The sequence below is a fragment of the Meinhardsimonia xiamenensis genome, assembly GCF_900102905.1.
GTDB lineage: Bacteria > Pseudomonadota > Alphaproteobacteria > Rhodobacterales > Rhodobacteraceae > Meinhardsimonia > Meinhardsimonia xiamenensis.
Map to the genome: position 1 here is coordinate 124,403 of NZ_FNFV01000001.1, position 13,712 is coordinate 138,114.

Sequence of the window (13,712 nt, forward strand, 5' to 3'; positions counted from 1 at the left end):
TTCCCATGGAAATGCCGCGCCCGGACCCGCGCCGCCTTGAGGCGAAGGCTCGTATCGTCGCCCGTCTGCGCGAGGTCGTTTCCCGCGAAGACGCGGTGATCGACGAGGAGCACGAGACGCGCGCCTACGAGTGCGATGCGCTCACCGCCTATCGCTGCCCGCCGATGGCGGTGGTGCTGCCCTCCTCCACCGAAGAGGTCTCCGCCGTTCTGAAGATCTGCCATGAGGAAGGCGTGCCGGTGGTGCCCCGCGGCTCGGGCACCTCGCTTGCCGGAGGCGCGCTGCCGGTGGCCGACGGCATCATTCTCGGCGTCTCGCGCCTCAACCGCGTGCTCGAGATCGACACCGACAACCGCTTCATCCGGGTTGAATCGGGGCGCACCAACCTCTCGGTTACCGGCGCGGTGGAGGAAGAGGGTTTCTTCTACGCTCCCGACCCCTCCTCGCAGCTCGCCTGCGCCATCGCCGGCAACATCGCCATGAATTCCGGCGGCGCGCATTGCCTCAAGTACGGGGTGACCACCAACAACCTGATGGGCGTGAAGATGGTGCTGATGGATGGCACCATCGTCGAGCTGGGCGGGCCGTATCTCGATGCCGGCGGGCTCGATCTTCTGGGCCTTGTCTGCGGCTCGGAAGGGCAGCTTGGCGTGGTGACGGAAGCGGTATTGCGCATCCTGCCCAAGCCCGAGGGCGCGCGGCCGATCCTGATGGGGTTCGACTCGAACGAGGTTGCCGGCGCCTGCGTCTCCGACATCATCCGCGCCGGCATCCTGCCGGTGGCGATCGAGTTCATGGACCGGCCCTGCATCGAGGCGACCGAGGCCTTCGCCCATGCCGGCTATCCCGATTGCGAGGCGCTGCTGATCGTCGAGGTGGAAGGTTCCGACGCCGAGATCGACGAGCAACTCAACCTCATCAAGCAGATCGCCCGTCGCCACAACCCGGTGGCCCTGCGCGAGGCGAAGGATGCCGACGAGGCCGCGCGCATCTGGGCCGGCCGCAAGGCCGCCTTCGGCGCGATGGGGCAGATCAACGACTACATGTGCCTCGATGGCACGATCCCGGTCTCGGAGCTTCCCTTCGTGCTGCGCCGCATCGGCGAGATGTCGAAGGAGTTCGGGCTCGAGGTGGGCAATGTCTTTCACGCCGGTGACGGCAACATGCATCCGCTGATCCTCTATGATGCCAACAAGCCTGGCGATCTGGAGCGGGCCGAGGCGTTTGGCGCCGAAATTCTCAAGCTCTGCGTCGAGGTCGGCGGCTGCCTCACCGGCGAGCATGGCGTGGGCGTGGAGAAGCGCGATCTGATGGGCGTCCAGTTCAGCCGCGCTGATCTCGAGGCGCAGATGCGCCTGAAGGACGTGTTCGATCCGGCCTGGCTGCTGAACCCCGGCAAGGTCTTCCCGCTCGATGTGACCGAGGCGCGCCGTGCAGCGTGAGGTTACCGCGAGCAAGGCGCTCTGCCCGGCCAGCGAGGCAGAACTTGCCGAGGCCATCGCTTCGGCTGAAGGGCCGCTGAGGATCCTCGGCGGCGGCACGCGCGCCTATGGCCGCCCGGTCGAGGGCCGGCCGCTCACCACCGCCGCCCTTACGGGAATTACCCTCTACGAGCCCGGCGCGCTGACGCTGGTGGTGCGCGCCGGCACGCCGCTGGCGGATGTGGAGGCCGCGCTTGCCGAGCATGGCCAGCGCCTGCCCTTCGAGCCGATGGACATGCGCGGCCTTCTCGGCACCGAGGGCGCGCCGACCATCGGCGGGGTGGCGGCCGCCAACGTCTCCGGGCCCCGGCGCGTGCAGGTGGGCGCCTGCCGCGACTACATGCTCGGCGTGCGCCTCATTGACGGGCGCGGCGAGATCATCAAGAGCGGCGGGCGGGTGATGAAGAACGTCACCGGCTATGACCTCGTGAAGCTCATGGCCGGTAGCCACGGCACGCTCGGGGTGCTCACGGAGATTTCCTTCAAGGTCCTGCCGGAGCCCGAGGCGCGCGCCGTGCTGCTCGTCGAGGGGCTCGACGATGCCACCGCCCAGCGCGCCATGACCGCCGCGCTCAACTCGCCGTTCGAGGTGTCGGGCGCGGCCCATGCCCCGCGCGGGGTCGATGGCGCACCGGTCACGATGATCCGCATCGAGGGTTTTGCCGGCTCGGTGCGCTATCGCACCGAAAGGCTGAAGGAGATCCTCAGCCGCTTCGGCGAGGTGGCGGTGGAGACCGACCCCGAGCGCACCGCCGCCGGCTGGCGCTGGGTGCGCGATGTGGAGGCCTTCCACGACCGCCCCGGCGATGTCTGGCGACTTTCGCTCAAGCCCTCCGAGGCGCCCGAGGTTGCCGCCCGCGCCGAGCCGGAAGGCGCGCTTTACGACTGGGGCGGCGGCCGGCTTTGGCTCCTCATGCCGGAAGGGACCGATCTGCGCGCGCGGCTCGGCCCTTTCTCCGGTCATGCCACGCTGATCCGCGCCTCGGAGCCGACGCGCCGCGCGATTGCGAGCTTCCCGCCCCAGCCTGCGCCGGTGGCCGCGCTCGAGGCCGGGATCAGGCGGCAGTTCGACCCGCGCGGCATTCTCAACCCCGGGCTGATGGGCTAGGCCATGCAGACGAATTTCACCGCCGAGCAGCTCAAGGATCCGGGCATCGCGCGCGCCAACGAGATCCTGCGCGCCTGCGTGCACTGCGGCTTTTGCACCGCCACCTGCCCCACCTATCAGGTGCTGGGCGACGAGGCCGACAGCCCGCGCGGGCGCATCTACCTCATCAAGGACATGCTCGAATCGGGCCGGCCGGCCGATGAGCGCACCGTGCGCCACATCGACCGCTGCCTGTCCTGCCTTGCCTGCATGACCACCTGCCCCTCGGGCGTGCACTACATGCATCTGGTGGACCACGCCCGCGCCTATATCGAGAAGACCTACCGCCGCCCCTGGGCCGACCGGGCGCTGCGCTGGCTTCTCGCGCGCATCATCCCCTACCCCACGCGCTTCCGCCTTGCGCTTCTCGGCGCCAAGATCGGCCGGCCCTTCCGCTGGCTGATGCCCGACGCGCGGCTGAGGGCGATGCTGGAGATGGCGCCGAAGAACATCCCGCCCGTGAGCCCCAATGACGCGCCGCAGGTGTTTCCGGCGATCGGCGAGCGGCGGGCGCGGGTGGCGCTGATGACGGGCTGCGCCCAGCGCGCGCTCAACACCGACATCAACGACGCCACCATCCGCCTTCTGCGCCGGCTCGGGGCGGAGGTGGTGGTCGCGCGCGGCGCGGGCTGCTGCGGGGCGCTCACCCATCACATGGGCCGCGAGGCCGAGGCGCATCACTTCGCCGCCCGCAACATCCGCGCGTGGATGGCGGAGGTGCGCGGCGAAGGGCTCGATGCCATCGTCATCAACACCTCCGGCTGCGGCACCACGGTGAAGGACTACGGCCACATGTTCCGCACCGACCCTTTGGCCGAGGAAGCGGCACAGGTGGCCGCGCTCGCCCGCGACGTGACCGAGGTCATCAAGGAGCTCGGCCTGCCCGAGGGAGCGCCCAAGGGCTTGCGCGTGGCCTATCACGCCGCCTGTTCGCTGCAGCATGGCCAGAAGATCCGCGAGGCGCCCAAGGCGCTCTTGAGACGCGCGGGCTTCGAGGTGGTGGAACCGGCCGACAGTCACCTCTGCTGCGGCTCGGCCGGCACCTACAACCTGCTGCAGCCCGAGATCTCCGCCGAGCTCAAGCGGCGCAAGGTGGCAACGCTCGAGGCGCGCGCGCCGGATGTCATCGCGGCGGGCAACATCGGCTGCATGGTGCAGATCGGCGGCGGCACCGACATTCCGGTCGTGCACACCGTCGAGCTGCTCGACTGGGCCACGGGAGGCCCGAAACCGCCGGCATTGTCCACGATCAGGCCATAAATCCGCCCAAGCCCTCCCCTATCCCTTCTCGCGGGGCTGGAGGGATGGACATGTGGAAGTGGATTGCGATTTTCCTGGCCCTTGTGCTGATCAAGACCGAGGTACGCGCCAGCGAAAGCGACGGCTTGCAGGCGCTCCTCACCGGCGATGACGCCCGCGGCTGGCGCGCTGTCGGCCGGGTCGAGTTTGCCGGCCGCGCCTTCTGCACCGGGTCGCTCATCGAGGAAGATCTGGTGCTCACGGCGGCACACTGCCTGCGCGACAAGGAGACGGGGCGGCGATTCGCACCGGAGGAGATCCGCTTTCTCGCCGACTGGCGCGCCGGGCGCGCTTCGGCCTATCGCGGCGTGCGGGCCGTGGCCATTCATCCGGGATTTGCGCCCGGCGCCGACACCGCCCTCGGCCGCGCCGCCCATGACATCGCGCTGCTGCGGCTCGATCAGCCGATCCGCAACGGCACGATCAAGCCCTTCGCCACCGGGCGGCGGCCGGGCAAGGGCGCGCGGGTGGGCGTCGTCTCCTACGCCCACGACCGCGCCGAAAGCCCCTCGCTCGAGCGCGATTGCGGCGTGCTCGCTCGCTCGGGCGGGGCGCTCATCCTGTCTTGTCAGGTCGATTTCGGCTCGTCGGGCGCGCCCGTGTTCAGCTTCGAGGATGGCGCCGCGCGCATCGTGTCGGTGATCTCCGCCAAGGCCGAGGCGCGGGGGCGCAAGGTCTCCGTCGCTTCCGCCGTTGAGGGTTCGCTCGAGGAGGTGATGGCGCTGATCGGGCCGAGTCCGAACCGGGCCCCAACCGCGAATGGCCCGCGGATCCTGCGCCTTGGCAACGGCATGCCCCGACACGAGACCGGCGCGCGTTTCCTGCGGCCCTGACCCTCTTGAACGGCGGCCGCGAATTACCCACATCTTGATTGCCGGGTGCCGCAAAGGGCCCGGCGACCCGCCTGTCCCCGTGGGGGAAGGCACAGGATTGGCTATCGCTCAAAGGAGGATGACCAATGCGCAACTTTGATCTTGCTCCGCTTTATCGTGCGACCGTCGGCTTCGATCAGCTTGCCGACCTGATCGATCGTGTCTTCACCAGCGACGTCAGCCAGCCCGGCTATCCGCCCTACAACATCGAGAAGACGGCGGACGACGCCTACCGCATCTCGATCGCCGTGGCCGGCTTCAGCGAGGATGAGCTCGCCGTCGAGGTGAAGGACAACACCCTGATCGTGACCGGCCGCAAGACCGAAACCGAGGAGGAGAAGAACCGCACCTTCCTGCATCGTGGCATCGCCACCCGCGCCTTCGAGCGGCGTTTCACGCTCGCCGACCATGTGCGGGTGATCGGCGCGACGCTGGAAAACGGCATGCTCCACATCGATCTGCGCCGTGAGATCCCCGAAGCGCTGAAGCCTCGGCGCATCGAGATCAACACCGGCAAGACGGTGGAGATGAAGGCCGTGGAGGAGGCGGAAACGGTCGAAGAGGAAAAATCCGCCAAGGCGAAGAACTGATCGCCTGACGGAGGTCGTTTCCGGGCGCGCATGTGTAGCATGCGCGCCTTTTTTGCGCGCTACCGCCGACCCTCGCGCAGCCACGCCCCCACGGTCAGAAGCCCCGCCAGCATCAGGAAGATCCACGGCGAGACGAGCGGCAGCAGCGTGACATCGGCCGTCACATAGGCGCCGCGCGGGGTGATGCCGAGCCAGCCGCGCCCGGCTGCGGCCCGCCCTGCCCGCACCTGCCTGAGGTCAGGCATGCCTTCCTCGAGCCGCGCCACGCCGCCGCGCGTCGCTTCCACCAGCGGGGCAAGCGCGGACGGCTCGGCAATCGTCGCCTCGAACTCGCGCGGCGCGGCGGGGCCCACCGCAATCACCGCGTCAAGCTCGCCGTCCGTGAGCCGGTACAGCCCCATCTCGGGCGCCTGCCAGACGGCCTCGAGACGGCCCGGCGCGACTTCCTCGAGCGTCAGCGTCACCTTGCTGCCGTCCGGGGCGGTCACGGTAACCTCGCGCGCGCCCTCGCCCAGCGTGCGCCGGACGATGGTGACGGTCGCACCCTCTGCTGTTGCCTGCAGCGCCTCCTCCTCGAGCTCGGGCTCCTTCATCATCCAGTGCGCCAGCCGCCGCAGAAGCTCGAGCTGCGGCCCGCCGCCCTCGAAGCCCCGGCTCCACAGCCAGGTGTGATCGGAGGCCATGAGCGCGATGCGCCCCTCGCCGACGCGGTCGAGAATGAGCAAGGGGCGGCCCTCGATGCCCGCCATCACCGTATTGCCCGAGACCGGCTCCACCTCCACCTGCCGGAACCACCGCCCCCAGGCCGGGCTTTCGCCGCCCTCGCCCTGCGGAGCAAAGTCCTCGAGCCCGGAAGTGACCGGGTGGCGGCGACCGAGCTCGGTGATCGCCGGGCGGAAGCCCTGCTCGATCACCCTTCCTGTGGGCACCCCCGGCATCGCTTCGCCAAGCGGCGAGCGGTAGAGGCTCGCGGCGGAGGCGAAATCGGGCCCCGCGGCCACCAGCACCGCCCCGCCCGCCTCGACATAGCGGCGGACGTTGTCGAGATAGAGCGCGGGCAGGATGCCGCGCAGCTTGTAGCGGTCGAAGACGATGAGATCGAACTCGTCGATCTTCTCCAGGAACAGCTCGCGGGTCGGGAAGGCGATCAATGACAGCTCGTTGACCGGCACGCCGTCCTGCTTCTCGGGCGGGCGCAGGATGGTGAAATGCACCAGATCCACCGCGCTGTCGGATTTCAAGAGGTTGCGCCACACCCGCTCGCCCATGTGCGGCTCGCCGGAGACGAGGAGCACACGCAGCCTGTCGCGCACGCCGTTGATCTGCACCACGGCGGCATTGTTGCGGTCGGTGAGCTCCCCCTCGGCGGGCGGCACGGCAAAGCGGATCACGTTGATCCCGCCATGCGGCAGCTCGAGCGGCAGCTCGAGATCCTCCCCCACCGGCACGACAAAGGTCATCTCCTCGCCGCCATCGACCGAGATGTTGAGCTCCGCCCGATCGGCCGGCGGGGCGGCGCCCTGATCCTCGATGCGCAGGGTGAGCGTGACCGTCTCGCCGAGAATCGCGAATGCGGGCGCATTCTTCACGATGAGCCGCCTGTCCCAATCGCCTTCGCGCCCGGTCAGCAGCACATGCAGCGGCGCGGGCAGCGACGGGGCGCGGTCGATGTCATGGAGCTGGCCATCGGTGACGAGCACCGCGCCCGCAAGCCGCGCGCGCGGCTCCTCGGCCAGCGCCTCGGCAAGACGGCTCATCAGAAGCGTGCCCTCGTTGCCCTCGCCATCGCCCAGCCGGAACACCCTCAGCTCGGTGTTCGGCAATCGGGCAACTGCCGCCTCGAGCGCTTCTACCGCCGCCGCCGTCTGCGCGGGGCGGTCGGCGAGCTTCTGGCTCGCGCTCTCGTCGATGACGGCGATGACGATGTCGCTCAGCGCCTCGCGCTCCTCGCGCTGGAAGGAGGGGTTGGCGAGCGCGGCCAGCACCACCGCTGCGGCCATCGCCCTCAGCCACCAGCCCGAAAGCCCGCGCCACAGCGCAAGGGCGAGAAACGCGGCCAGCGCCATGCCGAGCCCGGCGACGAAGGCCCAGGGCAGGAGCGGGTCGAAGATCACCGATCCGGTCCCTGATCCGATCACTGGCCGAGCCTCTCCAGAAGGGCGGGCACATGCACCTGATCGGACTTGTAGTTGCCGGTCAGCACATGCATCACGAGGTTGACACCGAAGCGATAGGCAAGTTCGCGCTGCCGCTCGCCGCCGAAGCCGCGGCCGACGGGAAACATCGGGTTGCCCGCAGGATCGATCGCCCAGGCCGCCGCCCAGTCATTGCCGCCGATCACCACGGGCGTGACGTTGTCGTTGAGGTTGCGGAAGGGCATGCCCTCCACCTTCTCCGCATCGGGTGGCGCCGCCTCCACCCACACATCGCGGGAGGCGTGGCGGCCTGGGAAATCCTGCAAGAGGTAGAAGGTGCGCGTCAGCACATGGTCGGCCGGCACCGGCTCGAGCGGGGGAATGTCGAGTGCCGCCGCAAGCCGCTGCAGGGCCCGGCCATTGGGGCTTGAGGCGCCGAAACGGGCAATGTCGGCATCGCGCGTGTCGAAGACGATCATGCCGCCCGTGCGCAGGAACTGGTTGAGCCTGGCATAGGCCGCCGCCGAGGGCAGCGGCTGGTCGGGCGTCACCGGCCAGTAGAGAAGCGGGTAGAAGGCAAGCTCGTCACGCTCCAGATCCACCGCCATCGGCTCGGCCGGCTCCACCGAGGTGCGCTGGAAGAGCACGCGGCTGAGCCCGCGCAGCCCGGCCGCGGCCACCTCATCCACCCGCGCGTTGCCGGTGAGCACATGGGCAAGCGTCACCTCGCGCGTGGCGGCGATGGCGCGCGCGTCGGCCTCGCTCTCTTGCGCGCGGGCGGCTTCGGGGGCGGGCAGGGCGAGGGCGAGGGCGGCGAGCGCCACCGTTGCCGCCGGGCGCAGGCCGAGCCGGCCCGAGAGCCAGAGCGAGGCGAGGATGTCGAGCATCAGCATCATCAGCGCGGCGGCGAAGAGGGGACCCGCAAGCATCATCTCGCGCTGGGCGCCCATCCCCTCCACCGGCACCGAAGCAGGCCAGCGCGCGGGCGCAAGCACGGTGTCGGCGCGCGCGACGTTGACGGCGAGCCGCCGCTCCTCGCCGGCATAAAGGCCGGGGGGCAGGTCGGGGCCAAGCCGCGCCTCGGCCAGCCGCTCGCCCGGCACGCCGGGAAGCGTGCCTGCATCCTCGATCCGGCCGAAGGCGTCGAGCACCTTCTCGGGCGACCAGACGGTGCCCGCGAGCTCCTCGGCCGAGGGCTGCGGCGGGCGGGAGGAGACGGCGAGCCGCTCCAGCATCTGCACGAAGAGGCCCGAGAGCGGCAGGCTCGACCATTCGGCATTGGCGGTGACGTGAAACAGCACGACCTGCCCCGCGCCCATGCGCTTGCGGGTGACAAGCGGCGTGCCGTCGGCGAGCGTGGCGATGACGCGCCCGGCAAGCTCGGGGTCGGGCTGGGCCAGCACCTGCGCGCGCACGGTCACATCGTCGGGCACAGCAAGGCCGTAGAAGGGCGAGCCCTCGGCGAAGGGGCGCAGGCGCTTGGGCTCTCCCCAGCTCATGGCACCCCCCACCGTGCGCCCGCCCGCGCGCAGCCGCACCGGCATCAGCGGATCCTCCTCGGCGCGCGAGACATCGCTGGCGGCAAGCTGCGGGCCGGCAAAGCGCAGAAGAAGCCCGCCCGCCTCCACCCAGGCGCGCAGCGCCTCGGCCTCCGGTTCAGCGATCTTCGCCACGTCAGCCAGCACGATCACATCGGGGTTGGCCGGCAAGACGTCGGCAAGCCCGCCCTCGATCACATCGGCCGTGGGCACCAGCGCCTTGCGCAGATAGTAGAGCGGCGAGAGCAGCTCGAGCCCCTCGCGGTCGGTGCGCGCGGCGATCAGTGCCACCTCGCGCCGGCGCAGCGCATCGTCGGTCAGGCTCACCGCTCCGGCCGAGCGGATGCCGGCAAGCTCGAAGCGGCTGATGCGGTTGCGCAACTCGCCCGGCAGCGACAGCGCCACCTCCGCCTCGCGCGCACCCTCGGCAAAGGCGAGGGTGGCGCGCGCAAGCTCCCGCTCCACGCCGAGCGGGTCGCGCCCTTGCGCGACAAGCTCAAGCTCCGCCGCCGCGCCGGGCCGGCTGCGCACCGCCGAAAGCGTGATCGTGCCGCCGTCGAAGACAGGCGGGCGCAGCGCCAGAACGGGGCGCGGATCCTCGAACACGCGCACGCCCCCCCGCGCCTGAAGCGCCGCCAGAAGCGCCTCCCGCCCCTCGCGCGCGAGCCCGTCCGAAAGCCAGAAAGTCTCGAAACCGCCCTCTAGCGCTCCGGCCCAGGCGGCGGCGGCTTCCATGTCGGGCTCCCAGGGCTTCGGCGCCAGCGCCGCAAGCCGCCCCGCCCATGCACCTGCGGCCTGAAAGGCGGGGGGGCCAGCGGGAAGATCGGTGAGCGTGACCACCGCCACCGGCCGGCCGTCGCGGCCCGCCTCGTCAAGCGCGACCTCGATCCGCTCGAGCCGCCGCGGCCAGTCGCGCGCGCTGGCCCAGCTTGCATCGGCGAGAATGAGAAGCGGCCCCGATCCGGCCGTGCGCTCCTGCGGGTTCAGCACCGGCCCGGCAAAGCCCAGGATCAGCGCCGCCACCGCAAGCGTGCGCAACATCAGAAGCCACCACGGCGTGCGGTCGGTCTGGGTTTCGTCATCGGTCAGGCCCAGCAGGAGCGCCACGCCGGGAAAGCGGCGGCGGATCGGCGCGGGCGGCACCGCGCGCAGGAGAAGCCACAGGATCGGCAGCGCCGCAAGTGCGGCAAGGATCCATGGCGCTGTAAAGCCGATGGGCCCGAGCATGAACATCAGCGTCTGCGCTCCAGCGCCGCATAAAGCCACATCAGCGCGGCCTGCGCGCTCTGGCTGGTGTGGTGGCAATGAAACTGCCAGCCGGTGGCGCGGGCGAGATCGGCAAGCTCGGCCTTTCGCGCCGCGAGCCGCTCGAGATAGCGCCCGCGCAGCTCGCCCGCCTTCAGCGTCTCGTGACGAAGCTCGCCGCCCATGCTCTCGAAGATCGTCCGCCCGTCATAGGGAAACGCCTCTTCGGCCGGGTCGAGGATCTGCACAAGCGCGCCCTTCACCCCGCGGTCGGCGGCCTTGGTGAGTTGCGCCGCCACCGGCTCGAGCGGGCCGAGAAAGTCGGAGATGAAGACCGCGCGCGCATGCGGCGGCATCCCCCTGACCTCGGGCGCGCCATAGTCGGGGCGGTCGCGCGGTTGCGTGAGCGCCTCGGTGATGCGCAGAAGCTGCAACTCGCCCGTGCGCGGCGGCGTGCCGAGCGCGGCCAGCGCCACCCGCTCGCCGGCGCGCACGAGAAGCACCGCCGCCGCCAGCGCCAGAAGCCGCGCCCTGTCGCCCTTGGTGCCGAGCTCGGGGTCCGAAGCAAAATCCATCGACTGCGCCTCGTCCACCCAGATGTGCACCGCCTGCGCCGCCTGCCATTCCTTCTCGCGCACGAAATGCGCGTCCGACCGCGCCGAGCGGCGCCAGTCGATGGCGCGGGCCTCGTCCCCCGGCCGGGCGGCGCGATACTGCCAGAACTCCTCGCCCTGGCCCGCGCGGCGGCGACCGTGGGCGCCCATCAGCACCGCCGCGGCCAGATGCTCGGCATGCGCGAGCAGGGGCGGCAACAGCCCGGCGAGCGCCTCGGCGCGCTGGCGAAGCTCAGGCGCGGTGCTCACGCGGCGGCCTCGATGCGGGTGACCTCTTCGGTCACGCTGTCTATGACATGGCCGAGCGTCTCGCCACGGGCGCGCGCGGCGAAGGTGAGCGCCATGCGTTGCGAGAGCACCGGCCGCGCCATCGCCACCACATCCTCGGCCGACGGCGCGAGCCGCCCGTGCAGAAGCGCTCGCGCGCGCACCGTGAGCATCAGCGCCTGTGCAGCACGCGGCCCCGGCCCCCAGCCGACCGAGGAATTGACAAGCTCGCCCGCCTCCGGCTCGCCGGGGCGGAAGGCGCGCACGAGATCAAGGATCAGCTCCATCACCGCCTCGCCAACGGGCATCCGCCGCACAAGGCGCTGGGCGGCGATCAGCTCGTCGGCGGTGAACACCTGTTCCGCCTCCTCCTCGCTGGCGCCGGTGGTGGCGAGAAGAATGGCGCGCTCGGTGTCGCGGTCGGGGTAGTGCACGTCGATCTGCAACAGGAAGCGGTCAAGCTGGGCCTCGGGCAGCGGATAGGTGCCCTCCTGCTCGATCGGGTTCTGTGTGGCGAGCACGTGGAAGGGCACCGGCAGCGGGTGGGCGTGGCCGGCGATGGTCACCGAACGCTCCTGCATCGCCTGCAGAAGCGCGGACTGGGTGCGGGGGCTCGCGCGGTTGATCTCGTCGGCCATCAGGAGCTGGCAGAACACCGGCCCCTCGATGAAGCGGAAGCTGCGGCTGCCGTCGGGCGCGGTCTCCAGCACCTCGGAGCCGAGAATGTCGGCCGGCATCAGATCGGGTGTGAACTGCACCCGCCGCCCCGAAAGCCCCATGACGGTGGAAAGCGCCTCGACAAGCCGCGTCTTGCCCAGCCCCGGAAGGCCGATCAAGAGGCCGTGCCCGCCGCCGAGCAGCGTGGCAAGCACATGCTCCACCACCTGTTCCTGCCCGATGAAGCGCCGGGTGATGGAGGCGCGCGCCTCACCCAGTTTCTCGCCCAGCGCCTCGATCTCGGCGACGAGGTTTTCTGTCTCGGCCATGGCAATGCTCCCGGAGGGGTGTATATCGCTATGGCAGAAGACTAGCCCAAGGGCGACGGGAGGCAAAACCGATGTGCGCGCAAAAGCACGTGAAGGCCGAAAGCGGGCCGCCGACCCCGAGCGCGGAGAACATCGCCAAGGCCGCCAGGGCGGCGGGCAAGGGTGCGGGGCCCGCGCCGGTGCATCTGTGGAACCCGCCCTTCTGCGGCGATCTCGACATTCGCATCGCCCGCGACGGCACATGGTTCTACCTCGGCACGCCCATCGGCCGGCCCGAGCTTGTGCGGCTGTTCTCCAACATCCTCAAGCGCGAGGGCGACCGCTACTTTCTCGTCACCCCGGTGGAGAAGGTGGGCATCACCGTCGATGACGCTCCCTTCGTGGCCGTCGATTTCGAGGTCGAGGGCGAAGGGCGCGAACAGCGGCTGACCTTCATCACCAATGTCGGCGACCGGGTCACCGCCGATGCCGAGCACCCGATCCGCGTCCAGCGCGACGCGCAAACGGGCGAGCCCGCGCCCTATGTGCTTGTGCGCGCCAACCTCGAGGCATTGATCGACCGCAAGAGCTTTTACCGGCTGGTCGAGATCGGCACCGTAGAGGAGCACGGGGGCGAGGCGTGGTTCGGCCTCTGGTCGGGCGGCGTGTTCTTCCCCATCATCCCCGCTGCCGAGCTTCCCTGATGCCCCGGTTTGCCGCCAACATCAGCTTTCTCTTCTCCGAGCTTGATCTGCCGGAGCGCATCGACGCTGCGGCAGAGGCGGGCTTCGAGGCGGTGGAGATCCTCTTTCCCTATGACACGCCCGTGCCGGCGCTGCGCCGGAGGCTCGAGGCCACTGGCCTGCCGCTTGCGCTCATCAACGCGCCGCCGCCCAACTACACCGGCGGCACGCCCGGCTTTGCCGCTCTGCCCGGCGGAGAGGAGCGGTTTCGCCACGATTTCGCCCGCGTGCTGCGTTACGCGGGCGCGCTCGGGCCGCGCCACATCCACATCATGGCCGGGGCGGCGGAAGGGCCGGAAGCGCGCGCCGCCTTCCTGCGCAACCTCGCCTGGGCCGCGGCCGAGGCGCCGGCGCAGTCGCTGACCATCGAGCCGATCAACCCGGTGGACATGCCCGGCTATTTCCTGGCCGATTTTGACCTTGCCGCCGAGATCATCACCGAGGTGGGCGCGCCCAATCTGGGCTTGCAGTTCGACGCCTATCATGCCCACCGCATCACCGGCGACGTGCTGGGCACATGGGAGCGGCACCGCGCGCTGGTGCGCCATGTGCAGATCGCCGACCACCCCGGAAGGCACGAGCCGGGAAGCGGGGAGATCGACTTTCCGGCCTTCTTCGCGCGGCTCGATGCCGATGGCTACGAGGGCTTCGTGAGCGCCGAGTATCACCCGGCGGGCAGCACGGCCGAGGGGCTGGGGTGGCTGGGAAAGCTCGCGGCTCGCTGAGGGCCTCTTTCTGATCGCGTCAGTGCTTTGCATAAACAGAGGGCATGCGGCCGCCCGGGCGGGTGCAGGATGCGCCCGCCAAAGGGGCGGG

General features: G+C 70.2%; 11 protein-coding genes. 7 read left to right on the forward strand and 4 right to left on the reverse strand.

Translation table 11 applies throughout. The features are described 5' to 3' along the window. Window positions 1-5: 5 nt before the first annotated feature. From BLQ14_RS00635 to BLQ14_RS00655, 5 genes are all read left to right on the forward strand, one after another. Window positions 6-1,442 (forward strand): FAD-linked oxidase C-terminal domain-containing protein, encoded by a 1,437-nt coding sequence (locus BLQ14_RS00635; RefSeq protein WP_092497163.1) that lies wholly within the window; start codon window positions 6-8, stop codon window positions 1,440-1,442. Further along, the gene (gene glcE, locus BLQ14_RS00640; protein ID WP_092497165.1) at window positions 1,432-2,589 is read left to right on the forward strand and encodes a glycolate oxidase subunit GlcE; all 1,158 of its coding nucleotides are present in this window, start codon (window positions 1,432-1,434) and stop codon (window positions 2,587-2,589) included. The genes BLQ14_RS00635 and glcE overlap by 11 nt, the downstream gene beginning before the upstream one ends. A 3-nt stretch (window positions 2,590-2,592) precedes the next feature. After that, complete coding sequence (gene glcF, locus BLQ14_RS00645; RefSeq protein WP_092497167.1) at window positions 2,593-3,888, forward strand: glycolate oxidase subunit GlcF; 1,296 nt, start codon at window positions 2,593-2,595, stop codon at window positions 3,886-3,888. 50 nt (window positions 3,889-3,938) lie between these two features. Next, a complete protein-coding gene (locus BLQ14_RS00650) occupies window positions 3,939-4,760 on the forward strand; it encodes a trypsin-like serine peptidase (RefSeq protein ID WP_092498266.1) in 822 nt (273 codons plus the stop codon). A 125-nt stretch (window positions 4,761-4,885) separates the two neighbouring features. Continuing rightward, window positions 4,886-5,389, forward strand: a complete 504-nt coding sequence (locus tag BLQ14_RS00655) for an Hsp20 family protein (protein WP_092497169.1) — start codon at window positions 4,886-4,888, stop codon at window positions 5,387-5,389. A 59-nt stretch (window positions 5,390-5,448) separates the two neighbouring features. On the opposite strand, the gene BLQ14_RS00660 is transcribed toward BLQ14_RS00655, so the two are convergent. The 4 genes from BLQ14_RS00660 to BLQ14_RS00675 form a co-directional block, all read right to left on the reverse strand. Continuing rightward, window positions 5,449-7,455 carry a hypothetical protein gene (locus BLQ14_RS00660; protein WP_092498268.1) on the reverse strand — a complete coding sequence of 669 codons (2,007 nt, stop codon included), beginning with the start codon at window positions 7,453-7,455 and terminating at the stop codon, window positions 5,449-5,451. Window positions 7,456-7,523: 68 nt separating this feature from the next. Next, window positions 7,524-10,295 (reverse strand): DUF4159 domain-containing protein, encoded by a 2,772-nt coding sequence (locus tag BLQ14_RS00665; RefSeq protein WP_092497171.1) that lies wholly within the window; start codon window positions 10,293-10,295, stop codon window positions 7,524-7,526. Continuing rightward, window positions 10,295-11,170: a DUF58 domain-containing protein gene (locus tag BLQ14_RS00670; protein WP_092497173.1), complete on the reverse strand. Its 876-nt coding sequence runs from the start codon at window positions 11,168-11,170 to the stop codon at window positions 10,295-10,297. Before BLQ14_RS00670 ends, BLQ14_RS00665 begins: the two co-directional genes overlap by 1 nt. Continuing rightward, on the reverse strand, window positions 11,167-12,174 hold the full coding sequence (locus tag BLQ14_RS00675) for an AAA family ATPase (RefSeq protein ID WP_092497175.1): 1,008 nt from the start codon (window positions 12,172-12,174) through the stop codon (window positions 11,167-11,169). Before BLQ14_RS00675 ends, BLQ14_RS00670 begins: the two co-directional genes overlap by 4 nt. A 71-nt stretch (window positions 12,175-12,245) precedes the next feature. Between BLQ14_RS00675 and BLQ14_RS00680 the strand changes: the two genes are divergently transcribed. Beyond that, window positions 12,246-12,857 carry a DUF1285 domain-containing protein gene (locus BLQ14_RS00680; protein ID WP_092497177.1) on the forward strand — a complete coding sequence of 204 codons (612 nt, stop codon included), beginning with the start codon at window positions 12,246-12,248 and terminating at the stop codon, window positions 12,855-12,857. Then, on the forward strand, window positions 12,857-13,621 hold the full coding sequence (locus BLQ14_RS00685; RefSeq protein ID WP_092497179.1) for a hydroxypyruvate isomerase family protein: 765 nt from the start codon (window positions 12,857-12,859) through the stop codon (window positions 13,619-13,621). Before BLQ14_RS00680 ends, BLQ14_RS00685 begins: the two co-directional genes overlap by 1 nt. The last annotated feature ends 91 nt before the right edge of the window (window positions 13,622-13,712 follow it).

Bases quoted from the DNA above. Each gene is read 5' to 3' on its own strand.
- glcF (WP_092497167.1), top strand. From the start codon at position 2,593: ATGCAGACGAATTTCACCGCCGAGCAGCTCAAGGATCCGGGCATCGCG.
- BLQ14_RS00650 (WP_092498266.1), top strand. From the start codon at position 3,939: ATGTGGAAGTGGATTGCGATTTTCCTGGCCCTTGTGCTGATCAAGACC.
- BLQ14_RS00665 (WP_092497171.1), bottom strand. From the start codon at position 10,295: ATGTTCATGCTCGGGCCCATCGGCTTTACAGCGCCATGGATCCTTGCC.
- BLQ14_RS00685 (WP_092497179.1), top strand. From the start codon at position 12,857: ATGCCCCGGTTTGCCGCCAACATCAGCTTTCTCTTCTCCGAGCTTGAT.
- BLQ14_RS00675 (WP_092497175.1), bottom strand. From the start codon at position 12,174: ATGGCCGAGACAGAAAACCTCGTCGCCGAGATCGAGGCGCTGGGCGAG.
- BLQ14_RS00635 (WP_092497163.1), top strand. From the start codon at position 6: ATGGAAATGCCGCGCCCGGACCCGCGCCGCCTTGAGGCGAAGGCTCGT.
- BLQ14_RS00660 (WP_092498268.1), bottom strand. From the start codon at position 7,455: ATGGCGCTGGCCGCGTTTCTCGCCCTTGCGCTGTGGCGCGGGCTTTCG.
- BLQ14_RS00655 (WP_092497169.1), top strand. From the start codon at position 4,886: ATGCGCAACTTTGATCTTGCTCCGCTTTATCGTGCGACCGTCGGCTTC.
- BLQ14_RS00680 (WP_092497177.1), top strand. From the start codon at position 12,246: ATGTGCGCGCAAAAGCACGTGAAGGCCGAAAGCGGGCCGCCGACCCCG.